The sequence below is a fragment of the Cyanobium sp. Cruz CV13-4-11 genome (genome assembly GCF_024346055.1).
Taxonomy (GTDB): domain Bacteria; phylum Cyanobacteriota; class Cyanobacteriia; order PCC-6307; family Cyanobiaceae; genus Cyanobium.
Window position 1 is genome coordinate 103,097 of the sequence record NZ_JAGQCH010000004.1, and the last position, 23,865, is coordinate 126,961.

19 protein-coding genes and 1 pseudogene are annotated in these 23,865 nt (G+C 67.9%); 9 read left to right on the forward strand and 11 right to left on the reverse strand.

The features are described from left to right. The first annotated feature begins 61 nt into the window (after positions 1-61). A complete protein-coding gene (locus KBZ12_RS04600) occupies positions 62-3,103 on the forward strand; it encodes a type I restriction endonuclease subunit R (protein WP_254956646.1) in 3,042 nt (1,013 codons plus the stop codon). Here the strand turns inward: KBZ12_RS04600 and KBZ12_RS04605 are convergent. The 5 genes and pseudogenes from KBZ12_RS04605 to KBZ12_RS04625 form a co-directional block, all read right to left on the reverse strand. Further along, positions 3,095-4,603 (reverse strand): DUF6880 family protein, encoded by a 1,509-nt coding sequence (locus tag KBZ12_RS04605; RefSeq protein WP_254956647.1) that lies wholly within the window; start codon positions 4,601-4,603, stop codon positions 3,095-3,097. The genes KBZ12_RS04600 and KBZ12_RS04605 overlap by 9 nt on opposite strands. A 27-nt stretch (positions 4,604-4,630) precedes the next feature. Then, the gene (locus KBZ12_RS04610; protein WP_254956648.1) at positions 4,631-7,423 is read right to left on the reverse strand and encodes a valine--tRNA ligase; all 2,793 of its coding nucleotides are present in this window, start codon (positions 7,421-7,423) and stop codon (positions 4,631-4,633) included. Between the two features lie 4 nt (positions 7,424-7,427). Further along, entirely contained in the window at positions 7,428-8,915 is a 1,488-nt protein-coding gene (locus KBZ12_RS04615) for a diguanylate cyclase domain-containing protein (RefSeq protein ID WP_254956649.1), read from the reverse strand. Between the two features lie 81 nt (positions 8,916-8,996). After that, positions 8,997-9,524: a GGDEF domain-containing protein gene (locus tag KBZ12_RS04620; RefSeq protein WP_254956737.1), complete on the reverse strand. Its 528-nt coding sequence runs from the start codon at positions 9,522-9,524 to the stop codon at positions 8,997-8,999. Between the two features lie 54 nt (positions 9,525-9,578). After that, positions 9,579-10,046, reverse strand: a pseudogene (locus KBZ12_RS04625) (PAS domain-containing protein); the annotation flags it as partial. Positions 10,047-10,165: 119 nt separating this feature from the next. Here KBZ12_RS04625 and KBZ12_RS04630 point away from each other — a divergent pair. Further along, the gene (locus KBZ12_RS04630; protein WP_254956650.1) at positions 10,166-11,329 is read left to right on the forward strand and encodes a DUF2157 domain-containing protein; all 1,164 of its coding nucleotides are present in this window, start codon (positions 10,166-10,168) and stop codon (positions 11,327-11,329) included. Continuing rightward, positions 11,326-11,835: a GDYXXLXY domain-containing protein gene (locus KBZ12_RS04635; protein WP_254956651.1), complete on the forward strand. Its 510-nt coding sequence runs from the start codon at positions 11,326-11,328 to the stop codon at positions 11,833-11,835. Before KBZ12_RS04630 ends, KBZ12_RS04635 begins: the two co-directional genes overlap by 4 nt. A gap of 115 nt (positions 11,836-11,950) precedes the next feature. Here the strand turns inward: KBZ12_RS04635 and KBZ12_RS04640 are convergent, their stop codons facing one another. The 4 genes from KBZ12_RS04640 to KBZ12_RS04655 form a co-directional block, all read right to left on the reverse strand. Continuing rightward, entirely contained in the window at positions 11,951-13,102 is a 1,152-nt protein-coding gene (locus tag KBZ12_RS04640; RefSeq protein ID WP_254956652.1) for an inorganic phosphate transporter, read from the reverse strand. A gap of 15 nt (positions 13,103-13,117) precedes the next feature. Further along, entirely contained in the window at positions 13,118-13,780 is a 663-nt protein-coding gene (locus KBZ12_RS04645; RefSeq protein WP_254956654.1) for a DUF47 family protein, read from the reverse strand. Positions 13,781-13,972: 192 nt separating this feature from the next. Next, entirely contained in the window at positions 13,973-14,641 is a 669-nt protein-coding gene (locus KBZ12_RS04650; protein WP_254956657.1) for a hypothetical protein, read from the reverse strand. 5 nt (positions 14,642-14,646) lie between these two features. Beyond that, positions 14,647-17,001, reverse strand: coding sequence for an arylsulfatase (locus KBZ12_RS04655; RefSeq protein WP_254956659.1), 2,355 nt, complete (start codon positions 16,999-17,001; stop codon positions 14,647-14,649). Between the two features lie 148 nt (positions 17,002-17,149). Here KBZ12_RS04655 and KBZ12_RS04660 point away from each other — a divergent pair, with 148 nt between their 5' ends. Continuing rightward, complete coding sequence (locus tag KBZ12_RS04660; RefSeq protein WP_254956660.1) at positions 17,150-18,532, forward strand: 1-acyl-sn-glycerol-3-phosphate acyltransferase; 1,383 nt, start codon at positions 17,150-17,152, stop codon at positions 18,530-18,532. 4 nt (positions 18,533-18,536) lie between these two features. Here KBZ12_RS04660 and KBZ12_RS04665 read toward each other — a convergent pair whose 3' ends face one another. Both KBZ12_RS04665 and KBZ12_RS04670 read right to left on the reverse strand, forming a co-directional pair. Further along, positions 18,537-19,199, reverse strand: coding sequence for a 2OG-Fe(II) oxygenase (locus KBZ12_RS04665; protein WP_254956661.1), 663 nt, complete (start codon positions 19,197-19,199; stop codon positions 18,537-18,539). Positions 19,200-19,228: 29 nt separating this feature from the next. Then, positions 19,229-19,708 (reverse strand): protein phosphatase, encoded by a 480-nt coding sequence (locus tag KBZ12_RS04670; protein ID WP_254956662.1) that lies wholly within the window; start codon positions 19,706-19,708, stop codon positions 19,229-19,231. 62 nt (positions 19,709-19,770) lie between these two features. On the opposite strand from KBZ12_RS04670, the gene KBZ12_RS04675 reads away from it, so the two are divergent. The 5 genes from KBZ12_RS04675 to KBZ12_RS04695 all read left to right on the forward strand — a co-directional run bounded on the left by KBZ12_RS04675 (position 19,771) and on the right by KBZ12_RS04695 (position 23,739). Next, a complete protein-coding gene (locus KBZ12_RS04675; RefSeq protein ID WP_216906524.1) occupies positions 19,771-20,025 on the forward strand; it encodes a hypothetical protein in 255 nt (84 codons plus the stop codon). Between the two features lie 203 nt (positions 20,026-20,228). Then, positions 20,229-21,398 (forward strand): extracellular solute-binding protein, encoded by a 1,170-nt coding sequence (locus KBZ12_RS04680; protein WP_254956663.1) that lies wholly within the window; start codon positions 20,229-20,231, stop codon positions 21,396-21,398. Beyond that, complete coding sequence (locus tag KBZ12_RS04685) at positions 21,395-22,627, forward strand: mechanosensitive ion channel family protein (RefSeq protein WP_254956665.1); 1,233 nt, start codon at positions 21,395-21,397, stop codon at positions 22,625-22,627. Before KBZ12_RS04680 ends, KBZ12_RS04685 begins: the two co-directional genes overlap by 4 nt. 261 nt (positions 22,628-22,888) lie before the next feature. Next, positions 22,889-23,257, forward strand: a complete 369-nt coding sequence (locus tag KBZ12_RS04690; protein WP_254956666.1) for an AbrB family transcriptional regulator — start codon at positions 22,889-22,891, stop codon at positions 23,255-23,257. Between the two features lie 269 nt (positions 23,258-23,526). After that, positions 23,527-23,739, forward strand: a complete 213-nt coding sequence (locus tag KBZ12_RS04695; protein ID WP_254956667.1) for a hypothetical protein — start codon at positions 23,527-23,529, stop codon at positions 23,737-23,739. Positions 23,740-23,865 lie beyond the last annotated feature (126 nt).

The window sequence follows — 23,865 nt, forward strand, 5'->3', positions numbered from 1 at the left end:
CGGCATAAGCCAGTGGCGTGCCCCAGACTGGCCTCAGGCCAGCCACAACCACCCGGCCCCCATGCCCACCGATACAAGCGAGCAGGGCCTGGAAGCGCTGATCACCCGCGCCATGACCGGGCGCACCCATCTGCTGGAGCCGTCCCACCAGGCCACGTCATCCGCCGTGCCGGTGAGTGGCGGCACCGGTTGGCTGCTGGGCGACCCGCGCCACTACGACCGCAGCCACTGCCTGGATCTGGTGCAGCTGCAGGGTTTTCTGGAGGCCACCCAGCCGCAGATCGCCGAAGCCCTTGCGATCGGAGTGGATGGGCCCACTCGCCGGCAGTTCCTGGCCCGGCTGGAGAAACAGATCACCCAGCGCGGCGTGGTGGACGTGCTGCGCAAGGGCATTCGCCACGGCCCCCACGAGATCCAGCTCTTCTACGGCACGCCCTCCTCTGGGAACAGCCGCGCCGCCGAGCTGTTCGGCCTCAACCGCTTCAGCCTCACACGCCAGCTCGCTTACAGCAACGACCAGACCCACCGCGCCCTCGACCTGGCCCTGTTCATCAATGGCTTGCCGGTGGCCACCTTTGAGCTCAAGAACAACCTCACCTGTCAGAGCGTTCAGCACGCGATCCGCCAGTACCAACACGACCGCGATCCCCGCGAGTCGCTCTTCGCCTTCGCCCGCTGCCTCGTGCACTTCGCCGTGGACGAGCAAGAGGTGCGTTTCTGCACCCACCTCATCGGCAAGGAATCTGAGTTTCTCCCCTTCAACCGCGGCACCGCCTCCGGTGGCGCCGGCAATCCCCCCAGCGCAGACGGCATCGCAACGGCCTACCTGTGGGAGCAGATCCTCACGCCGAGCAGCCTCACCGACATCCTGGAGAACTACGCCCAGGTGGTGGAAAAGCCCAACCCGCGCACCGGCCGCAGGAGCTACAGGCAGATCTTTCCCCGCTACCACCAGCTGGATGTGGTGCGCTCGCTGCTGGCGGATGTGGCCGCCCATGGCGCCGGCCGCTGCTACCTGGCCCAGCACTCCGCCGGCAGCGGCAAGAGCAACTCGATCGCCTGGCTCAGCCACCAGGTCGCCGACGTAATCCACAACGGTCAGCGCGTGTTCGACTCGGTCATCGTCGTCACCGATCGCCGCAACCTCGATGAGCAGTTACGGAGCAACATCCTCGCCTTCATGCAGGTGGGCGCCACAGTAGGCGCCGTCACCGGCCGAGGCAGCTCCAAGACCGAGCAGCTCAAGCAGTTTCTGGCCGCCGGCAAGAAGATCATCATCTGCACCCTGCAGACGTTTCCCGAACTCTGCCGCCAGCTGGATGAGGCTCCCCAGGGGCGCCGTTACGCGGTGATCATCGACGAGGCCCATTCCAGCCAGGGCAGCAAGGCCTCCGCCGCCCTCAACCAGGCCCTGGCCGCCGATGAGCCGAACCTGCCGGACGACGCCGACATTGAAGACTTCGTGAATACGGTGATTGAGCAGCGGCTCAGCAGCCGCCGCCTGCGCCCCAACGCCAGCTATTACGCCTTCACCGCTACCGCCAAAGCCAAGACGCTCGAACTATTCGGCACGCCCCTACCTCCGGATGGGGAAGGCAAGATCGGTCGTCGGCCCTTTCACGCCTACACAATGAAGCAGGCCATTGAGGAGAAGTTCATCCTCAATGTTTTGCAGTACTACACCCCGATCAGCAGCTACTATCGGTTGGTGAAAACGATCGAGGCTGACCCGCTGTTCGACAGCAAACGCGCCCGCTCAAAATTGCGCCGCTATGTGGAAAGCCACGACACGGCCATCCGCAACAAGGCCGAGATCATGGTGGATCACTTCCTCGACGATGTGCTGCCTTTGCGGGAGATGAAGGGGGAAGCCCGCGCGATGGTGGTGACCGGCGCCATTGAGCGGGCGGTGCAGTATTTCCATGCCATTCGCACGTACTTACACGAGCGCCACAGCCCCTTCCTGCCGATCGTGGCCTTCTCCGGCGACCACGACTTCGGCGGTGGGCCCGTGAGCGAGGTCTCCCTCAACGGCTTTCCCTCCAGCGAGATCACCAGCCGCATCCAGGAGGATCCCTATCGCTTCCTGATCTGCGCCGACAAATTCCAGACCGGCTACGACGAACCGCTGCTGCAGGCCATGTATGTGGATAAGGCCTTGGGCGGCATCCAGGCGGTGCAGACCCTCTCACGCCTCAACCGCGCTGCCCCGGGGAAGAAACGCGTGTTTGTGCTCGATTTTCAGGACAACGCCGCTGCTGTGGAGGCGGCCTTCGCTGATTACTACAAGACCACCCTGCTGAGCAAAGAAACCGACACCAACAAGCTGCACGATCTCCGTGACAGCCTCGACAAACTTGGCGTGTACACCTGGGAGCAGGTGGAGGAGTTCGTGGGGCTCTTCCTCAGCAACAGGGATCGCGAAGCCCTGCAGCCGATCCTGAACCAGTGCCGCCAGATCTACACCGAACAGCTCAGTGAAGACGACCAGGTGGCCTTCAAGAGCAAGGCCAAAGCCTTTGTGCGCAGCTACGACTTCCTGGCCACAATCCTCACCTACGACTATCCGGAATGGGAGAAGCTTTCCATCTTCCTCACCTTGCTGGTGCGTGCCTTGCCAGCCCCAGAGGAGGACGACCTGACCAAAGGGATGCTGGAGCTGATCGACATGGACAGCTACCGCATCGAGAAGCAGGAGGAGCGCGGCGTACCTCTTCCCGATCAGGATTCCACGTTGGATCCCGCCCCCGTTTCAGGCGGTGGCTTCGGGCGCCAGCCGGTACTCGAATCACTTTCGGTGATCGTCACCAACTTCAACGAGAAGTTCGGTACCAGCTTCAGCGATGAAGACCGCATCCGCCGCCTCATCCGTGATGAGATCGCCCCCCAGGTGGCCCAGGACCAGCGCTACCGCAATGCCAAGGCGAACACCCCGAACACGGCCGCCATCGAGCTCGATGCCGCTTTGAATCGAGCCGTGGATCCGCTGTTTCTCGATCAGACGGAGTTTTACAAGCAGTTCAAGGACAATTCACTGTTCCGCAACTTCGTGCGGGATATAGTGACGCGACTGATCAACAACAACCCCGACAGATCACCATAAACCTGGCTGCAGCGGCCCATCGCTGGCGGCAGGACTGGCAGCCTGAGTGGGGTCAGCACTTTGGGCTGTTCTCGACTGTCCTGCTGGCTCGGATTCAGGCGCAACCTCTTTCGGCACCAGGCTCCAGAAGCCGTACTTGCGGCCATGATCCCGCCGGAGCTGGGGCCCATAGCTGCGGTGATCGGCGAGTTCCCCCCAGCTCTCGATCCGTTGGGCCAGGAGGTGGCAGGTGTGCAGATGGCGGGCGGCATAGGGATAGCGCTTGCTGCGCCCCACCCGCAGGCTGAAGTCGATCATCGCCCGCAGGCAGCGGGTGGCAGCCAGGGGGTGATCCTTCTCCAGCAGCTCCGCCAGCGGTGCCAGCAGCACGTAGCAGTCGCCATTGAGCGGCTTCGGCGTGGCCAGCACCAGCCGGGCGGCGCGGCGCGGTTCGGGCCAGTGCAGGAGAAACCAGAGCGCTTCCTGCAGATCGTCGTGCTCCGCCAACAGATCGAGGGCCCGCTCCTCGGCATCCGCATCCTCGAAAGCTGGCAGCCGCTTCAGGTAGTCGCGAAGGTGGCGGCGCGATAGTTCCATCAGGGCATACTCCCAGCGCTGCCCCTGGGCCTCGTCGTGGCGGCCGAGGGCCTCCAGCGCCGCGAGGCGGGCATCGCACCACTCCTCGGCCCCGGCCCGGCGCTCGGACAGCCTTGGGTCGGCCTCCTCCAGCAGCGCCAGCGCCTCCTCGGCCCGGCCGGCGGGGGTGAGCCGCTCCGCCACCCTGGCCGCGATCGCCGGCACCGTCAGCGCCTCGGGATCATGGTCGCGGTATTCCGCCAGATAGGCCTCGGCATCGCCCAGGGCATCGGCGATGTCGAGCATGGCGATGCGCACGATCCAATCTCGGTGCGTTTTCGCTTGTTCGTTGTTGGTGACGCGAGCCCGCAGGGTCTCCAGCCGCTGCCGCAGATGGGCCAGCCCTTCCGACCCCAGCGCCGGCCCCAGATCCCGCAGGATCGGATCGAACTGGCCGTAGCTGTTGCCCACGATCGCGGCATACACCTGATCAGCCAGAGGCCTGGGATCCCCGGAAACCCTGAGGGCCGCGGCGCCAAGCGCGGCGCTGCCCTGATGAAAGAAGTCGCGCAAAACGGCGTCGCTGTCGTCGCAGCGCTCGAACAGGCCCTCCGCCAGAGCGAGCAGATCCCACAGCAGCTCCACAGCCCGTGCTGGATCCTGCTCGGCGATCGGCCCGCTGATGGCCTGGCGCTGCCGCTCCAGATCCTGCAACAGCGCGTCCCTCTGGTGGTCATCCAGAAAGCTGCCAGAGCGCTCGATTGTGGCCAGCCGCTTGCGCACTTCTCTGGCGATCTCCGCAGGACCCTTCTGTTCCGCCAGTGCCAGGCGCAGCATGCGCCTGGCACTGGCATCCCCCTTGCTCAGGGTGAGCAGCAGCTCCGCCAGCCTGGCCGCCCCCAGGGCTTCGAGGTTTTTGGCATTGAGACTGGATTGGCCGGCCATCGCCTTGGTGAATCCTTGCTGTTCCGGTTAGCCCAGGTCGGCCAGGCGCTGTCTCGCCAGAGCCGCCTGGGCCTCCGCCTCGGCCAGGTTGGCGCGGCACTCTGCCACCACTTCGGGGGGTGCCTTGCCGGCGAAGTTGGGGTTGGCGAGGCGGCCGGCCAGGCCTTGAATCTCCTTCTCCGCCTTGGCCAGGTCTTTTTCAAGGCGGGTGCGCAGGGCTTCAAGGCTCTGCTGGGGCACGGTGAGGCTCACCTGGGCGTCGCTGTCCACGATGCCCAGCAGCTGACCTGCCGCCGGCTGGGGCTCCAGGCCGAAAGCACTGCCCCCCGCCAGGCGCAGGATCTTCTCCTGGTTCACTTCCAGAAAAGCCCGGCGCTCGGGGCTGCCGCTGTGGATTCCCACCGGCAGCCGCTCTGAGGGCTTCACCCCGGAGAGGGCACGCAGGTTGCGCAACGCGCGCACCGCCTCGATCCCGAACTGGAAGGCCCGTTCATGACCTTCGTCCCGCCAGGCGGCCTCGGGCTGGGGCCAGGACTGCAGGGCGAGGAACGCCGTGGCATCGGCGCCCGTCACGGCGTGCCAGAGCTCCTCGGTGAGGTGGGGCATCAGCGGATGGAGCATCACCAGCAGCGCCTCGAGGCTGGTGGCCAGCACCCGCCGAGCTGCCATGCGGGCGGTGGTGTCTGCGCCGGCCAGGCGTGGCTTGGCCCACTCGATGTACTGGTCGCAGAGATCGTTCCAGGCAAACTCGTAGAGGAGCTTCGCCGCCTCCCCCAGCCTGTAGCTGCCGTAAAGCTCGGCCGCCTCATTGGCGGCGCGGGCCAGGCGCGAGAGGATCCAGCGGTCCTCGCTCTCCAGCTCGGCGGCCAGAGGCCGGCCCAGGCTGGCGGGTGTCTCCCCGCCCAGGTTCATCAGGGCGAAGCGGGTGGCGTTCCAGAGCTTGTTGGCGAAGTTGCGCGCCGCCTCCACCGTGGCGGAGCTGCCGTCGCTGCGGTCGTAGTCGAGGCGGATGTCCTGGCCGGCGCCGGCCACTTCCCGCACCAGGGCGAAGCGCAGGGCATCGGCGCCGTAGCGCTCGATCAGCGGCAGCGGGTCGATGCCGTTGCCGGCGCTCTTGCTCATCTTGCGGTTGTTCTCATCCCGCACCAGGCCGTGGATCATCACGTCGGCGAAGGGCATCCAGGCCTTGCCGGCCCCGAGGGGCTGCATGGCGCCGGCCAGCATCGTCATGCGGGCCACCCAGAAGAAAATGATGTCGAAGCCCGTCACCAGCACGCTGGTGGGATACCAGCGGGCCAGATCGGCAGCGTTCGCATCGGGCCATCCCAGGGTGGAGAAGGGCCACAGGCCGCTGGAGAACCAGGTGTCGAGCACATCCGGGTCCTGCTCCAGCTGCACCTGCCGGCCAGCGGCACGGGACGCCTCGCCGTAGGCCGCATCCGCCTTGGCGGCGGCCTCCGCCTGATCGCGGGCCACCACGTAGGGCGTGGCCTCGGTGATCACGCCACCGGTTTCGCTGACGACGAACCAGGCGGGGATGCGGTGGCCCCACCAGAGCTGGCGGCTGATGCACCAGTCACGGATGTCGGTGAGCCAGTCGCGGTAGACCTTCTCCCAGCGCTCGGGCACGAAGCGGGGGGCGCCGCCATCGAGGGCCTCGCGGCAGCGGGCGGCCAGCGGCTCGGCTTTCACAAACCACTGGGTGGAAAGCAGCGGCTCCACCGGCACCTTGCCGCGGTCGGAGAAGGGCACGCTGTGGCGGTGGGGCTCCACCTTCACCAGGAACCCCTCCGCCTCCATCGCCGCCACCACCGCCTTGCGGGCCTCGAAGCGATCCAGCCCGGCGAAGCGGCCGGAGGACGCGTTCATGCTGCCGTCCTTGGCCATCACCGTGATCAGCGGCAGGCCGTGGCGGCTGCCGATGGCGAAGTCGTTGGGATCGTGGGCGGGGGTCACCTTGACGCAACCCGTTCCGAAGGCCGGATCCACATGTTCGTCGGCCACGATCGGGATCTGGCGCCCCACCAGGGGCAGGGTGATCGTCTGGCCCACCAGGGAGGCGTAGCGGGGGTCGCTGGGGTGCACGGCCACGCCGGTGTCGCCCAGCAGGGTTTCGGGGCGGGTGGTGGCCACCACCAGATGGTCGGTGCCGTCAGCCGCCGCGCCGCCGCTGAGCGGATAGCGGAAGTGCCAGAGGTGGCCGTCGAGCTCCTTCATCTCCACCTCCAGGTCGCTCACCGCCGAACCCGAGGCCGGGCACCAGTTGACCAGGTATTCACCGCGGTAGAGCAGCCCCTGCTCGTGCAGGCGCACGAAGGCCTCCACCACCGCCTCGCTCAGGCCGGGATCGAGGGTGAAGCGCTCGCGGCGCCAATCCACCGAGTAACCCAGCCGGCGCAGCTGGCCCACGATCGTGCCGCCGCTTTCGCCCTTCCAGGCCCAGGCCCGCTCCAGGAAGGCGTCACGGCCCAGGTCGTCCTTGCTGCCGCCTTCGGCCTTGATCTGCTTCTCCAGCAGCGTCTGCACCGCGATCGAGGCGTGGTCGGTGCCGGGCAGACACAGCACGTTCTTGCCCTGCAGGCGCTGAAAGCGCACGATCGTGTCGATCAGGGCCGTCTCGAAGCCATGGCCCATGTGCAGGCTGCCGGTCACGTTCGGCGGCGGGATGACGATGCTGAACGGTTCCCCGGGTGCCGTGGGGTCGGGGTGGAAGGCCCCGGCCTCCTCCCAGGCCGCCTGCCAGCGCGCCTCGGTGGCGGCCGGGTCGTAGGTCTTGGGGAGGGGCTCGGCGGACACGGCGGGGGCACGGCGTGGCCCCATGGTCTCAAAGCGGCAGCGACACCAGGCACACGCGGTTGCGCCCTTCGTCCTTGGCCTTGTAGAGCAGGGCGTCGGCGGCGGCGAGCAGATCCTCCGGCGTGAGGCCGTCCCTGGGGACGGCGGTCGCCAGCCCGAGGCTGATGGTGACGAGGCCCTCGGGTCCGCCGCGGGAATGGGTCAGACCGAGACTGTGGATGCTGCTGCAGAGCCTGTCGCCCAGCGGGCCCAGGGCCTCAAGCGGCAGACCAGGCAGCAACAGCACGAATTCCTCCCCGCCATAGCGGGCAACCAGCTCACCACGGCGTCCCAGCTCCGCCGCCAGCACGGCCGCGATCTGCTCCAGGCAGCGGTCTCCGGCCGGATGGCCGTAGAGGTCGTTGTAGGCCTTGAAATGGTCCACATCCAGCATCCCCACCGTCAGAGGCAGCTGATGGCGCAGGGCCCGCTGCCACTCGGCGTCGAATGTCCGCTGGAAGCCGCGGCGGTTGGGGATGCCCGTGAGGCTGTCCAGATGGCTGAGCCGCTCCAGCCGGGCATTGGCCACGGTCAGGTCCTGGGTGCGCGCCGCCACGACCTCCTCCAGGCGACGCGCCTGTTGCTCCAACCCGGCGCGCATCCGCCGGTGCTGCTGGTTCGTCACCAGCACCATCAGCACCAGGAGCAGCAGACCGCAGAACAGGCGGGCCATGACCGAGCGGAGCAGGAGATCGCTCGAGGACGGCAGGCCCTCGCCGACGACGAAGGGGAAACAGGTCTGGAGCAGCGCCGCCAGCAGGTTCAACCCCGTGGCGGCAGCCGACGAGAAGCGGAAGCCCGCCACCAGGAGCAGGGGGAAGAGCAGGGCCAGGGGCGTGAGGCTCAGGGTCGGCAGGAACCCCCCGTTGATCAGCAAGGTGCTCACCGTGATGGCCAGCAGCAGCGCCCACCAGTCCGGCTGGCGCAGCTCAGCGACCAGGCGCTGCAGGCCGGCCCGATCCCCGGGCTCCGGCACGGCCAGCAGAAGCGGCGCCAGCGCCAGGACTCCCGCCAGGTGGAGGATGAACGACAGGGGCGCGTACGGGCCTGCGGGTTGCAACAGCCCGGTGGCCCCGATCGACAGCGCCAAACCGATAGCGGCAGCGCTGTAGAAGCCGGCGAAGTCGTGCAGGCTGTCCATGGGGTCTCGGCTGCGCATCAGCCGGGGCGCCAGCAGCAGCACGGCCATGGGCTCCAGACAGGTCGCCAGTCCAAGGGCGGCGTGGAGCCCCAGGGAGCCCGGACTGGACAGGGCCCCGACGAGGCTGGCCCCCAGCCAGAGACCGGGCAGAACGGTGGGGCCACACCGCAGCGCCAGGGCCGCCATCAGGCCCGAGGGGAACCAGATGCCTGGCACCAGGGCCTGGCCTCCCACCAGGTAGTGAGAGAGACCGGCCAGCACCCCGTAGGCCACCAGGGCCGCCAGGTTGAGCAAGAGGATGCGTCGGGGAGAGTTCAGGGGATTGGTGCTGCGCACAAGCAGAACGGCCGAGCACCTGAGCTGAGCGACCGCTTTTGGGGGAGGCTATGCCCGGCAACCCTGGGGGTACGGTCTCCTTCACCCGGCAGGCGGTTCCGGATCCAGCTCCACCCGGTTGCGACCCGCCTGCTTGGCGCGGTAAAGCGCCCCATCCACCCGCCGGAACCAGGCCTCCGCCGGCTCCTGGGGCCGCCGCTGCGCCACCCCGAAGCTGGCCGTCACCGTGCCCACGTCCTCGACGGGGGTCTCCGCCACCAGCCGCCGCAGCTTCTCCGCCAGACGGCGCGCCTCCTCGCCGCTGCTGTGGGGCATGAGCACCAAAAACTCCTCGCCGCCCCAGCGACCCAGGCCATCGCTCTCGCGCAGCTGGGAGCGCAGCCGCCGCCCCAGCTCCACCAGCACCCGATCCCCCGCCGGATGGCCGAAGCGGTCATTGATCGTCTTGAAGTGATCGATGTCGTAGAGCACCAGGGAGAGGTCATCGCCGTAGCGGTCGGCGCGATCGATCTCCCGGCGCACCCGCTCGTCCAGTTCCCGCCGGTTCCAGAGCCCGGTGAGGCCATCGGTGCTGGCCAGCCGCTCCAGCGCCCGGTTGGCGGCCAGCAACGCCCGGTTGGCCGCCTCCGCGTCCGCCCGGGCCTGCTGCAGTTCGAGTGCCGTGCGCTTGCGCTCCGTGATGTCACGGCTGACCCCCAGCAGCTCCAGGAAGGTCCCCTGCTCGTCCAGCACCGGCAGGGCGATCACGTCCATCCAGACGGTGGAGCCGTCGCGGCAGTAATACTCCAGCTCGCCGCGAAAGGACTGGGGCGGTCGGCCGGCCTACAGGTCCTCGACCAGCTGGGTGAAGTAACCCAGGGAGACCGCCAGCGAGTCAGGGGGAAGGGTCTGCTCGATCGGCTCGACCATCGCCTCCTCCGGCGTCAGGCCCCGGAGGCTCTCCACCGCCTGGCTGACCGAGGTGATCGATCCGTCGGGCGCCATGGTCCAGATCACATCCCTGGCGTTCTCGGCCAGAAGCCGATGGCGCTCCTCGTTGAGGCGCCGTTCCCGCTCGGCGGCAACGATCCTTCCGCCAGCAGGGCTGTCGACGGGCGACGGGTTGGGCCGTGGCGCTCCGTTGGCCGACAACGGGACGGATCAGAGGGTCTTTGCATCATGGACAACCACCGGACCCGCCGCTGCGCCAAGGCGAAAACTTTCACGCGGAGCGCGACTGCGGAGCCACCCGGTCCCCGTAGCCTCAGGCCATGGCTGACGGCTGGGAATCACGGCTGGAGCGCTGGCGGCAGGCGGGCCTGATCGACCCCGCCGGCGCCGAGGCCATCCGGGCCTGGGAGAGGTCCCAGCCGGGCCGACGACGACTGCGGGTGCCGGTGCTGGTGGCGGTCGCCCTCGGGGGCGTGCTGGTGGCCGCCGGGCTGCTGCTGTTCGTCTCCACCCACTGGGCGGCCCTCGGACCCGGCCAGCGCTTCGGCCTGCTGCTGGCGCTGGTGGTGGGCCTGCACGGGGGCGCCGCCGCCGTGGAGAGCCGCTTCCCGCCCCTGGCGGTGAGCCTGCACGGGGTGGGCACGGTGACCCTGGGGACCGGCCTGTTCCTCGCCGGCCAGCTGTTCCATCTCGAGGCCCACTGGCCCCAGGGGCTGCTGCTCTGGGCCATCGGCGCGGGCCTGGGCTGGGTGTTGCTGCGCCAGTGGCCCCAGCTGGCGCTGCTGGCCCTGCTGGGACCCGCCTGGCTGATCAGCACATGGCAGCGGGCCGTCGACACCGCCGCCGAGGGACTGCAACGGGGATCCGGGGATCCGACGGCCGTGCTGGCGCCGGCGGCGGGCCTGGTGCTGCTCAGCCTCTGTTATCTGGCGGCGCCGGCGGGAGCGGGCCCCGCCCCGGCGCCGCGGCGGGTGCTGCTCTGGCTCGGCGGGCTGGGCCTGCTGCCGGCGGGCCTGCTCTGGCAGTTGCTCAGCCACATGGCCCCCTCCACCGCCACCCTGCCGCTGCCCCTGGCCCTGATCGGCTGGGCCGTCGCCCTGGGGACCCCCCTGCTGCTGGGCCTGCGCCTGCGGGGCCGGCGCGCCTGGCCCCTGGCGGTGGCGATCGGCTGGCTGCTGCCGGGGGTGGCGCTGGCCTGGGGCACCCCGCAGGACGCCGGCGTGTTCACCTATCTGTGGTGGGCCGTCGGCGGGCTGCTGCTGGTGGCCTGGGGCGTGATGGAGGGCCGCTCCGAGCGGGTCAACTTCGGCGCTGCCCTGATCGCCATCGACGTGCTGGCCTTCTACGTGTCCCAGGTGATGGACAGCCTGGGGCGCTCCGCCAGCCTGATCGGCCTGGGGGTGCTGTTCCTCGGCGGCGGCTGGGGCCTGGAGCTGCTGCGCCGCCGGCTCGTGGCCCGCGCCGTCGCCAGGGGGACCCCATGATCCCCGGGCCGGCAGGCGGCCTGCTGGTGGCCCTGCTGCAGGGCGGACTGCTGCTGAGCCTGGGGGGCCAGCTGCTGCTGGATCGGGCCACCCGGCCCCGGGGCTGGATCCTGAGCGAGCCGGTGGATCCCTACCTGCCGATCCGGGGGCGTTACGTGAACCTGGCCCTGCTGGTGCCGGCCCCAGAGGTGCCGATCGGCCAGTCCAGGCCCTGGTCGGGGGAGCGGCTGGTGCTGCGCAACGAGGCCGCCCGGGTGCAGGCCACCCTGGCCACGGACGCCACCCCCCGCTCCGAGAGCCTTCCGGCGACACCGCAGGGCAAACGCTGGCGCCTTGGGCCATCGGTGGCCTACTTCATCCCGCCCGGGGTGGCGGATCCCTCCCGCCGCCCGGCCGACGAGCGGCTCTGGGTGGAGGTGACCCTGCCGGCGCAGGGTCCGCCGCGGCCGATCCGGCTGGGGGTGCAGCGGGGCGACGGGCCGATCACCCCCCTGGAGCTGCGCTGAGGTTGGCACCGGCTCGATTATCCGCATCACCCAGCTCTTGGTGGTCCTGAGCGGCAGGAAGGCCACAGCGGTGCTGATGCACCCGTTCGCTGATGGCGAACGGACGGAGCGTCGTCTAAAGCCCGTGGGGAGCCAGCACAGCCAGCGGAGGGAGGCGGGCCCCACTGACGCGCTCGATCGCCGCTGGCCTGAGCCCCTGATCGAGCGGGCGAAACACCTCCTGGCCAAAGACGTTCTGCACCACGAACAACAGCACGAAGCCGATCACCGCCGCGATCAGGGGCGTGGTGACCCAGCCGGAGGCGATCCCCACCAGCACCCCCCAGCGAATCTGGCGCACCCCCTTGAGACCCTGCAGCAGGCCGATGCCGAGCACCGAACCGATCACAGCCTGCGATCCCGACACCGGCAACAGCGGAATCGTTGGCAGGCCCAGACGCGCCAGCAGGCTCTCCAGCGCCGTGGAGGAGAAGAGGAACAGCACCAGCGAATGGGACACGACCACCACGAAGGCGGCCAGCGGCGAGAGGGCCAACAGGCCGTCGCCCACCGTCATCATCACGCGTCGTGAGTAGGTATAGACGCCGACGGCCACGGCGATGGCGCCGATCAGAAACAGCTGCTCCACGGACGAGACACTGAAGGCTCCAACGGTGAGGTCACGGAAGGGTGAGGCTTCCACAAAGAAACCCATCACATTGCCGATGCCGTTGGCGCCGATGGCGTACGAGCCGAAGATGCCCGCCAGAATCAGGCCGCTGCGGGTGTTGCGATCGAGCGAGAGCAGATGGGGCTTGGTGAGCCGGATCCACTCCACCAGCAGCTTGTACAGCAGCATCGCGAAGATCGCCCCGAGCACCGGTGAGATCACCCAGGTGGCCAGGATCCGCCGCAGCGTGTCCAGGTCGGTGGGGGAGCCGCTGAACAGATTCCAGCCGAGGATCGAACCCACCACCGCCTGGCTGGTGGAGGCCGGCAGCCCCACCTTGCTCATCCAGGCCACCGTGAGCGCTGCCGCCAGGGCGGCGGTGAAGGCCCCCGGCAGAGCGTTGATCGCTCCCAGCTGTCCGAGCCCCTCTGCCGCGCCGGTGCCGCTGGTGACCGCACCGATGATCACGAACACGCTGCATAGGAAGGCAGCCGTGGAGAAGCGGATCATCCGCGTGGCCACGGCGGTGCCGAAAGCATTGGAGGCGTCGTTGGCGCCCATCGACCAGCCAAGGAACAGGCCGCTGGAGAGAAAGGTCAAGGTGACGATCAAGGCCATGGTCGAAGCTCCGGCTCAGAGCGAGCGCTTGATCGCGAAAATCGAGAGGCTGTCGCCGATGTTCTCCGCCTTGTCCGCCAGGGCGTCGATCATCGCCGCGGCCTCCCGCAGTTGCGTGCGCTGCTCGAAGCTGAGTTCGGCGGCAAAGATCCTGCGCTTGATCCGCCAGGCGAGCTTGTCGGTTTCATCCTCGAACACCCGGACCTCGTTGATGTGGTCGCGCACCGCCGCCGGCGTGCGGAAAAAGGTGCGGGCCGCCACCACCACGGCCTGCACACTGCGGATCGCCATGGTGGTGAGATCGGCGAAATCCTGACCGAATTCCGGCAGACCGCGCGGCTGAACGATCATCAGCTCCTGAAAGTTGTCGCCCATCTCGTCGAGCAGTTCGAACAGGCTGCCGAGCAAGCTCAGCACGTCGCCGCGGGCATCGGGCAGCAGCATCTCGGTGTAGAGCATCGTCACGATCGTGCGCCTCAGTTCACTGCAGCTGCGCTTGATCTCAATGATCTGATTCAGCTTCTCCAGGCAGATCTCCGGCCCTTCACTGGTGGTGAGATAGGCCTTGATCCCGATCTCGACGACAATCACACCCTCGGAGATCTTGTCGAGAAACTCATCGATCAGCCCAACCAGAAACCTGGTTTTACCGAATAGCGGTGGGGTTTCGCTGGACACTTGCCTCACCCTCAAACACACCTTGCGCCCTTGCACAGTAGGGGGCGTGGATCACCGCCTGCACGCCTGCTGAAGGTTCGTTGCAACCTCAGCCTGCGGCACGGCAGCCGCCGGGTGACGCCGCACAAGCCAATCCCGCACCGGCCGTTGCCCTATGGGCTCAAATCGGGATCGATCTTCGTGGCCCTGGGCTCACGTGCCGAGGATGTTGATGGCCCTCGCCGCGATCACGGCGATGGTCAGCAGGGAGATGGAGCTTTCCAGCATCATCAGCAGCATGGCCCGGGCGCTGAGTGGGATGGCCCCGGTGGGGCTGAAGGCCGTCGCCGTCGAAAAGCCCAGGAACAGGTAATCAATGAAGGTGGGGCGCCAGTCAGGGCGGACGGCATCGGGCACCCCCTCCTGGGGAAAGAACCAGTCCGCGCGGATGGGCAGACGATTGAGCCTCGCCTCGGGGCCACCGCGATCGACATGCCAGAACGCCAGAGAGAACGTGACCACGTTGGAGACCCAGATCGCGATGCCGGAGGCGAGCAGCTCGATGGCATTGAGCTGTCCTCCACCGAACAGCATCTCCTGAATCAGAACGACCAGATTCGCCAGCGTGATGCTGCCGGTGACCGCAACGAAGAGCCAGGTGGTGACGCGCTCGATGCGCAACCACCTCGTGCTGCCGGCCGTCAGTCCGACGGCCAGCATCGGGATCAGAACCGTTGCGAAGAGGATGAAGTCGAAGCCGTAGGGAAGGAGCCGGAACCGGCTCGGCAGCCCCCTCTCCAGCGCCCAGAGGACGACCACGGCGAGGGCGGCGGACCAGCGCAGTTCGATGCGCAGGGATTTGACGGGCTTGCTCTGGGTCATGCCGACTACTGCCGCGCCAGGATCATCCGCATCTTCTCGTCCTGCGATTCCACCGATGTGCCGGTCACATCCACCAGCGCCCGCTTCACGGTGCCGGTGAAGGCGAACGGGGGCTTGTAATCGGGCATGGTGGGGGAGCCGGGATCGGCGCCCACCGCCGCCCCCGCCGCCAGGCCCAGGCTCAGGGGAATCGTGACCGGCAGATGGCCCTCACCCACGGTCTGGCCATCCACGAACAGCTTGATCGCCGCCGGGGTGCCCTTGCCATTGGCGATGTCGGCCGGACCCGTGGGGGTGAACTCCACGCTGAAGATGTGATGGCCGCTGGGAATCGCCGCCGTGGAGGTGATCCGGAAGTGGCTCTCGGCCACATAGTTGTAGCCGTAGGTGAGCAGGCCGTTCTGCACGTAGAACGCGAAACCACCGTCGTTGCCCCCCATGCTGAACAACACCCCATCGGCTCCGCCTTCGGGCACCACGGCCTCCACCGAAATTGAGTGGGGCCGGTTCATCACCCTGGGGGCGGCATTGGTGGGCACCACCTGGGTGCCGGGGTAATAGACGTAGCGCTGTCGATCGGCGGCGATCTGAGGGCGCTCGACCCCGAAACGCTGGGTGCCGCGGCTGTCGATCGGCAGCACGTTGTACTTGCCGGCCTCCACGTACCACATGCCGATCATGGCGATGAGGCGGTCGCGCTCCGTAGCAGCCAGGTTGTTGGTTTCGGCGAAATCCTCCTCGAGGTTGTAGAGCTCCCAGCCGTGGGCGTCGAGCTGGATCAGCTGGTCGTAGGAGATGGGATCGCCGAACCGGCGGCCCGATTCGCTGAAGGAAGTGCCCGGCCAGGGGCAGACCGCACGCCAGCCCTGGTGATACAGGGAGCGATGACCGAACATCTCGAAGTACTGGGTGAGATGCAGGCTCGGCGCGGTGGCGTCGTTGAAGCAGGAGGCCAGGCTGAAGCCCTCGATCGGGCTCTGGGTCACCCCCCGGATGGTGGTGGGCGCCTCAATCCCCAGGGCATCGAGCACGGTGGGCACCATGTCGATCGCATGGGCGTACTGGCTGCGGATCTCCCCCCTGGCGTTGATGCCTTTCGGCCAGCTCACGATGAAGGGATCGCTGGTGCCGCCCCGGTAGGTCTCCCGCTTCCAGCGGCGGAAGGGGGTGTTACCGGCATGGGTCCAGCCCCAGGGGTAATGGTTGAAGTACTTCGGTCCGCCGATGTCGTCGATCGCGGCCAGGTTCTGCGCCAGGTTTTCCGGCACGTTGTTGAAGAACTTGCCCTCGTTCACCGATCCGGTGGGTCCGCCCTCGGAGCTGGCGCCGTTGTCGGAGATCACCATGATCAGGGTGTTGTCGTATTCACCCAGATCCTTGAGGAACGCGATCAGCTCGCCGATGTAGTGATCGGTGTGCTCCAGGAAGCCGGCGAACACCTCCATCATGCGGGCATACAACCGGCGCTCATCGTCCGACAGAGAGGCCCAGTCCTGCACGTCGGGATCGTGGCGGGAGAGCGTGGTGTTCGGGGGAATGATGCCCAGCTCCTTCTGGCGGGCGAACGTCTTCTCGCGGTAGGCGTCCCAGCCGTCGTCGAACTGGCCCTTGTATTTGTCGGCCCATTCCTTCGGCACATGGTGGGGCGCATGCATGGCGCCGGTGCAGAAGTACATGAAGAAGGGCTTGTTCGGCGCCACCTGCTTGGCATCGGCGATCATCGCCTTCGCCTTCTCCACCAGATCCGGCGTGAGGTGATAGCCCTGCTCAGGAGTTTTCTCTGGTTCCACCTGGGTGTTGTCGCGCACCAGCTCGGGGTAGTACTGGTGCGTGTCGCCGCCGAGGAAGCCGTAGAAGCGCTCAAAACCCCTTCCCAGGGGCCAGCGGTCGTAGGGTCCGGCGGCGGAGGTGGCCTCCGCCGGGGTGAGGTGCCACTTGCCCACGGCGTAGGTGTTGTAACCCTTCTGCAGCAGGATTTCGGAGAGGAAGCCGTTCTCGAACGGGATGTAGCCGTTGGAGCCTGGGTAGCCCATCGACCCCTCGGTGATGCAGGCCAGCCCGTTGGAATGGTGGTTGCGCCCGGTGAGCATGCAGGAGCGTGACGGCGAGCAGAGCGCCGTGGTGTGCATGTTGCTGTAGCGCAGCCCATCGGCCGCCAGGGCATCCAGATGCGGCGTGGCGATCGGACTGCCATAGCAGCCCAGCTGCCCGAAGCCCGTGTCGTCCAGAACGATGTACAGCACGTTCGGCGCACCCTCCTTCGCCCGGTTGGGCTCGGGCCAGGCCGGGGTCGACACATCGGCGGTGCGGCCGATCACACCGGGGAAGGTGGTGCCGGGTTTGTATTCGTTGAGGGGCATGGATCGCCGAAAAACCTGCCCGGAACCTATCTGTGGCCGCTGCGGCCAGCCGTGTCGCAGCCAACTTCGACACAGTGCTCCCTGCAGCCAGGCCCCACCCGCTCCCATCGCGCGGCGGGCCGCCGATCACCCCGCTTAGCCTCCGCCCATGGCCACCGCCCCGCCGCTGGAATTCCTGCCACCCCGCCTGGATGGGCGGGTGTTGGCGGTGGGCAGAGTGGTGCTGCCGCTCTGGCTTCGCTGGCGCTGCAGGATCGACAGGGTCGAGGTAGTGGGCATGACCTCGCTCGTGGAGGCGATGCGTGCCTTCCAGGCCGGGGAGAGCCGGCTGCTGCTCGCCTTCCGGCACCCGAGCCTCGACGATCCCCTGAGCATGGCCCGGCTGTTGTGGGTGGAGCTGGCCCGGGCGGGCCGGCTCCAGGGTCTGCGTTTCGACCCGGCGCCCTCGGCCCAGTTCCTGTTCGACCGCGGCATCCCCCTCTGGGCCGGGGCGGGGATGGGCTGGCTGTTCACCCACCTGGGGGGCGGCTCGATCCAGCGCAGCAAGCTCGATCTGCCGGCCCTGCGCACGGCCCGGCGGCTGCTGCTGGACGGCCCCCACCCCTTCGCCCTGGCACCGGAGGGGGCCACCAACGGCCACAACGAGTTGCTCAGCCCGCTGGAGCCCGGCACCGCCCAGCTCGCCTTCTGGACAGCCGCCGACCTCGCCGACGCCGCCCGTCGCGAACGCATGGACCTGCTGCCGATCGGCCTGCAGTACAGCTACACCACACCGATCTGGGTGGCGATCGAGGCCCTGCTCTGCCGGCTCGAGCAGGGGGCAGGCCTGGCTCCCGATCCCAGCCACGACCTGGCCGCCGCCCGGCTGCTGGAGCGGCTGGTGCGGCTCGGGGAGCGCATGCTCGAGCAGATGGAGGCCTTCTACCGCGACAAGGTGCACCTGGCCCTGCCCGAGGAGTGCGCTGCCGCCGCGGACGCCGCTGAGCCGGGGCCCGACCCCCCCTTCGGGCCCCGGCTGCAGCGGCTGATGGATCTGGCCCTGCGGCGGGTGGAGCTGTCCTTCGGGCTGCAACCCATCGGCAGCCTCACCGACCGCTGCCGCCGCCTGGAGCAGGCCGGCTGGGATCGGCTCTATCCCGCCCAGCCCGCCGCCGCAGGCCCCCCCAGTCCCCTGGCCCAGGCTCTGGCCGACCGGCTGGCGGAGGAGACCGAGGCCCAGCTGTGGCACATGCGCGTGGTGGAGTCCTTCGTCGCCGTGAGCGGCAGCTACGTGCGGGAGCGGCCCAGCCAGGAGCGCTTCGCCGACACGCTGCTGCTGCTCTGGGACACCCAGTGCCGCATCCAGGGCCAGACCGCCAACCAGCGCCCGCGGCTGGGCAGGTTGCGGGCGCGGATCAGCATCGACACGCCGATCGTGGTGGACGAACGGATGGCGGACTATCGCCGCGATCGGCGCAAGGCGGTGCAGTCGCTCACCGAGGAGCTGGAGCATCGGCTGGAGCAGCTGATCGTGCCCTCGGCGCTGGGATGAGGCCTCAGCCGGCGGCGAGGCGCGCCACGTAGGCGTCCAGCGTGCCGGCATTGATCCAGCCGGTGGCGATGGTCTTGGTGTGGCTCTGGCTGACGCGGCCCCGGTGCAGGTGGGAGAGGCCGGCGGGGAAGATCGCCAGCTTGCCCTTGACGGCCTCCTCGTGGTGGTCCTGCCAGTGGAATTCGGTGCCGCCGTCCGGCACCGTGTTCAGGTAGAGGATCCAGGCCAGCACCCGGCGGATCGGCTCGGTGGCCTCGTCGCTGGTGTTCCAGTCGCAGTGCCAGCTGTAGAACCCCTCCCCCGGCGCGTAGCGCTGCAGGTTGAAGATCGGGTTGACGAACAGGGAGCGCTCCGGGCAGCAGGTGAGGAACAGGGGGCGCTCGGCCAGGTAGCGCTTCAGACCCGCGGAAACACCGCGCATGATCACATCCGCCAGGCCCTGGGCCTCCGGGTCGGAGCGGTCGATCCACACCAGGCTGATGTCGGTGGAGATCTTGCCGGGATCGCCCGCGGTGCCAGCCTCGGAACCCGTCCCGGGAGCGCCGTCGCTGCCGAAGGAGAAGGCCACACCGCTGCGCTGCAGGTCGCTGCGACGGTCGAAGAACGCCATCGCCACATCGGCCAGGGCCACGTAGCCGGGATCCTCGAAGCTGCCGATGAGCCGCATCCGCGCCAGGGATCTCGCTGAAGGGGAACCTAGAACGCCTGCCAGGGCACCGCCATCAGGGCCTGCAGCGGCTGCCAGCGATGGCGATCGGCCGTCACCAGGGCGCTGAGGCCTACGGCCTGTAGGGCCGCCGCCACCCGCTCCGGATCCAGCGACCCCCCTGGGTCCGCGTCGGCGTCCTGGCCCGCCTCGAGGGCCAGCACCAGCACCTGCTGCTCGGCCGGATCGGCCATCACCCGCAGGTTCAGGTCGGGCAGCTCCCGCTCGAAGAACAGCCGCCGCATCCTTGCCGTGAGTGCCGGACCCAGGGCCGCCGCGAAGGCCTCGAGAGCCCGGGCTTCGCCGGAGCAGCCACAGCTGAGGGCCAGCCAGATCATCAGCTTGGCCCAGCTGTCGGCCGTCCACAGGGGCGGGAAGCTCTCGCGATGGCCGCGCACCAGCTCGGCGATGGCGAAGTCGAACAGGGTGCCCTGCAGGGAGGCCACCGATGGCAGGGGTTCCTGATGCATCCAGCCATCCTGACGACCAGGCGGCAAACTGCAGAGGCAACATCCGTCCCTGGAGACGCCCGATGGCCCTCGATCTGAACGATCCTGAGCTCGAGTTTGCCGATCTCGTCACCGCTTACCAGAGCTGGGTGATGGCCGTGATCAACGACGAGAAACTGGGGGGCGAGAAGCTCCTCACCGACGACATCGCCGATGACGCCCTCAACGCGATGCGTTTCCTGCCGGATGTGGTGACCAGCGCCATCGAAACGACCCTGGCGCGGGTCTACGACGTGGACCCCGACGAACTCGCCGAGCTGCTCTACCCGGAGGACTGATCCGTAGCGCCAGGGGTGCCCGCCGCAGCGAACACCCCTAGCCTCCCGATGTGACCCCCCTCTGCCGCTGCTTCCCCACCCGACCTGCTCAGGCCCCGTCCGGTCAGGGTCGCCGGCCGCTGGCCATGAAGCTGATCGCCGCAGGGCTTCTCCTCCCGTTGGTGGCCAGCCTCGGGGGCTGCCAAGGTCAGCGTCTGCAGCCCATGCTCCGCCCCCTCGAGGGCACGCTTTACATCGTCATCGGGGTCAGCCAAGAGGCCATGGACACCGAACTGCAGAAGGAAGTCCGGGAACGCACGGCCCTGCTGCAGGCCTCGTTCCGCTCCCTGCAGCCACGGGTCCGGCTCCAGGTGGAAACCTTTAACGAGGAAAGCCTGCGCAATGAACTCTTCGTCCGCAACCGGACGGGCCTGAGCCCCGACCTGCTGCTGGTGAACGAGTCCACGGCCCAGGAGCTGGCCCGGGAACGGCTGATCAGCACCGTGTCCTTCCCGGCCGTGGTGCTGGATCAGCTGGAGGCGGGCTCCGTGGTGCGCGTGCGACGCGCGGATGGAACCCTGACCGGCCTCCCCATGGAGCTGCAGCCCCTGGTGGCCTGCTTCGATCAGCGCCGCGTCAGGCGCAGCCCCGCCACCCTCACCGAGCTTCTGGCGTTGAGTGCCAAGGGGATGGAAGTGGGGCTATCCCTCGATGCGGTGAACCTGGTCTGGACCCTGGGCCCGCTTGGGGCGATCGACGCGGTGGGAGACCTGCTGGCCGGCGCACCGGTGACCCCGGCGATGCGGACCAGCCTGAATGGCTGGCTGCAATGGTTGCGCGCGGCTGACCTGCAACAGCGCGTCACTTTTTACCCCACCGAGACGGAACTGCTGAAGGAACTGATGGTGGGGACCCTCGACTGGATTCCCTGCCGCAGCATCAACATCACCCGGCTCCGGTCGCGTCTGGGCAGGAACCTGGGCGTGTCCCCCCTGCCCTCCGGCCCCTTCGGCGCCGCCAGCCCGATCACCCGGGAGCGTGTGCTCGCCTTCGGGGTCAACTCCAGTCCGCACCAGCGCCAGCTGGCCCTGGCCCTGGCCCGATTCGCCATCAGTCCGCTGCACCAACGAGACATGGTCCTGCGCAACCAGTTCGTGCTGCCGGTGAACCGGAAGGTGGCTCCGCCGGTGAGCAGTTCCTCCGTGGTGGCGGCGATGGTGGAGGGGCGACGACAATCTGTTCAGAGCTCGACGCTTCGCCTGGTGGGGAAGACCAGCAAGAGCCAGAGGGACGCCTGGCAGGCGCTGCTCACCCGCTTCCTCTTTGATGACCTGAGCCAGCAGGACGCCCTCAATGGTCTGATCGACCTCCTGGACGGCGAGCGGTCCCGATGAACATTCTGCTGCTGGAGATCCTGGGCTGGTTCGGCTACCTGCAGCGCATCGAGGTGCGTGTCCAGCTGATCCTGCTGCTGCTCGTGTTCCTCGGACAGGGGCCATTGGGCCGGCGGCTGGCCCCGCGGTTTCCCCCGGCAGGGCAGCCGAAGCTGGTGATCAGCAGTCTGCTGGGCCTGCTGTCGCTGGCCCTGGGGATTGGCGGCCAACCGTACGGACTGCTCGTGTTGGGGTTGCTCCTCTACCTGGGCTGGCTGGGGCTGGGCGGGGTGCGCCTGCTGCTGGGCCGTTTCATCCAGCCCCAGCCGATGCAGTTGCTGGAGACGCGCCTGATCCGCCCGGCGTACCTGTTGGTCTCCGCTTTGCTGGTGATCCGGGTGTTCGACAACCCCCAGGATCTGGCCCTGATCCCCATCGGCGAATGGTTCGGCTCGCAGGTGACCCTGGGCAGCTTTTTGCTGGCGGTGGTGATCCTGTATGTGCTGGCCATGGGCACGGGACCGCCGGCCCAGGGGATGGCCTGGCTGGTGCAGCGCAGCGTGGGCATCAGCAACGGCAGCCGCCGCGCCCTGGCCCTGATGATTCGTTATGCGGCGGTGGCCTTCGGGATCGTCTGGGCCCTCGATCATGTGGGCTTCAACCGCACCGCGATCCTGGCAGTGGCCGGTGGCCTCTCGGTGGGCCTGGGGTTCGGCATCAAGGAAGTCTTCTCCAACTTTGTCAGTGGCCTCTGGCTCCTGTTCGAAGGATCGGTACGGCCCGGAGAGGTGCTGTTCATCGACGGGGATCCATGCGAAGTGCGCAGCCTGGGCCTGCGGGCCGCCGTGCTCTGGCGCGACCGGGATAATGCCGAGCTGGTGATCCCGAACCAGACGTTCTTCACCAGCACCACCGTGACCTACACGGGCAGCGACACGCTGCGGCGCAGCCAGGTGCTGGTGAGCGCGGCCTACCACCATGATCCGTTGGAGGTGATCGACCTGCTGGAGGCGACGGCCCTCAGCCAGAACCGCATTCTTCCGAACCCGGCACCAAAGGGCCTGTTGCTCCGCTATGGGGATTCCTCCATCGACTATGCCCTGCGCTTCTGGATCGCCAATCCGATGGATAACGTCTCCATCTGCAGCGAAGTCCAGGCGGCCATCTGGCGGGCCTTCCGGGAACGGGACATCGAGATCCCCTTTCCCCAGCAGGTGCAGTATCAGGTGGAGGGTCCACCGAAGAGCTGAAGGGTGCAGCTCCTGCCACCGGGCCATGCCCGTGGACCGTGGCCCTGCGCGCCGCTGGGGATAGCGGCCTCGTGGTTAGCCTGCATTGCCGGATTGCGTCCCTCCGGCCATGGCCATGGAACGGCGGGGGGAGCACAGCAGCTGCTGCGCGAGCGGCCGCGCTGAATAGGGGCAGAGAGCGGGGAAGGCCGAATCTGGCCCAACTTGCGATCGCGGGCCCGAGTTGTACAATTTCCTTGAAATACCCACCGCCATTGCATCATGCTTAAAGGTCCCGATCTGCTCGCCAAGGTGAAAGAGCTTGGAGACGCTTCAAAGTCGGATCTGGTCCGCAGCTGCGGCTACGTGAGCACCAAGAAGGACGGCAATGAGCGCCTGAACTTCACAGCCTTCTACGAAGCGCTTCTCGATGCCAAGGGGATCAACCTCGGCGACGGTGTGGGCAAGGCGGCCACCAAGGCCGGCCGTAAACTCGGTTATACCGCCAAGGTCCAGTTCAACGGCAACCTGCTGGTGGGCAAGGCGTACACCGCGATGCTGGGCCTCGAGCCGGGCGATGAGTTCGAGATCAAGCTGGGTCGCAAGGCGATTCGCCTGGTGCCGGTCGGCGGCTCCGACGACGAGGAGTGAACCGACGCACAACAGCGTCTGACCTGTGACGGAATGTTCAGGCCTGCGCTGTAGTCGTTACCGCCGATCTAGAACGATCTTGCGGGGCAGGGAGATTGATCAACTCCCCACTGCTTTCGCGAAGTAACCCCCTTGGGCCCGCCCCGAGGGGGTTACGCATGTGTGGGGCAGGCGCGGCCGCCATGTGCCTTGGAATGCACACCAAGGTGGTTCTCGTCAATCAATCTGCAACTTTCTGTTACGTTGAGGGCTGATGCGTGGTCTGACCCATGCCTTACCCCTCCTCCCATTCGGCCCCAGCCCCCCACCCCGGCGGCTTCGTCCAACTGTGCAGCCGCCAGGGCGGCACCTACCAGGTCATCAGCATCGACGAAGAAACCCACAGCTGCTGGGTGCGGCGCTGGCCCCTGACCCGCCACGGATCCCCCGCCTTTTCGGTGGCCCTGCCGGACCTCCGCCCCCTGCAGACGACGGGCCGCTGAGTCCTTTCCCCTTGCCCTGAAACGGAGCACTGCCATGATCCCGATGGGTTTCGTTGTCGCCTCACGCCTGTTCTGCCGGGCCGGCCGCCTGGTTCTGCTGGCGGCTTCTCTGGCCCTGGTGGGCGA

Coding starts and splice junctions, on each gene's coding strand:
- KBZ12_RS04685 (WP_254956665.1), top strand. CDS start 21,395: ATGAACATTCTGCTGCTGGAGATCCTGGGCTGGTTCGGCTACCTGCAG.
- KBZ12_RS04630 (WP_254956650.1), top strand. CDS start 10,166: ATGGCTGACGGCTGGGAATCACGGCTGGAGCGCTGGCGGCAGGCGGGC.
- KBZ12_RS04695 (WP_254956667.1), top strand. CDS start 23,527: ATGCCTTACCCCTCCTCCCATTCGGCCCCAGCCCCCCACCCCGGCGGC.
- KBZ12_RS04635 (WP_254956651.1), top strand. CDS start 11,326: ATGATCCCCGGGCCGGCAGGCGGCCTGCTGGTGGCCCTGCTGCAGGGC.
- KBZ12_RS04600 (WP_254956646.1), top strand. CDS start 62: ATGCCCACCGATACAAGCGAGCAGGGCCTGGAAGCGCTGATCACCCGC.
- KBZ12_RS04640 (WP_254956652.1), bottom strand. CDS start 13,102: ATGGCCTTGATCGTCACCTTGACCTTTCTCTCCAGCGGCCTGTTCCTT.
- KBZ12_RS04670 (WP_254956662.1), bottom strand. CDS start 19,708: ATGCATCAGGAACCCCTGCCATCGGTGGCCTCCCTGCAGGGCACCCTG.
- KBZ12_RS04665 (WP_254956661.1), bottom strand. CDS start 19,199: ATGCGGCTCATCGGCAGCTTCGAGGATCCCGGCTACGTGGCCCTGGCC.
- KBZ12_RS04655 (WP_254956659.1), bottom strand. CDS start 17,001: ATGCCCCTCAACGAATACAAACCCGGCACCACCTTCCCCGGTGTGATC.
- KBZ12_RS04660 (WP_254956660.1), top strand. CDS start 17,150: ATGGCCACCGCCCCGCCGCTGGAATTCCTGCCACCCCGCCTGGATGGG.
- KBZ12_RS04610 (WP_254956648.1), bottom strand. CDS start 7,423: ATGGGGCCACGCCGTGCCCCCGCCGTGTCCGCCGAGCCCCTCCCCAAG.
- KBZ12_RS04650 (WP_254956657.1), bottom strand. CDS start 14,641: ATGACCCAGAGCAAGCCCGTCAAATCCCTGCGCATCGAACTGCGCTGG.
- KBZ12_RS04680 (WP_254956663.1), top strand. CDS start 20,229: ATGCTCCGCCCCCTCGAGGGCACGCTTTACATCGTCATCGGGGTCAGC.
- KBZ12_RS04675 (WP_216906524.1), top strand. CDS start 19,771: ATGGCCCTCGATCTGAACGATCCTGAGCTCGAGTTTGCCGATCTCGTC.
- KBZ12_RS04690 (WP_254956666.1), top strand. CDS start 22,889: ATGCTTAAAGGTCCCGATCTGCTCGCCAAGGTGAAAGAGCTTGGAGAC.
- KBZ12_RS04605 (WP_254956647.1), bottom strand. CDS start 4,603: ATGGCCGGCCAATCCAGTCTCAATGCCAAAAACCTCGAAGCCCTGGGG.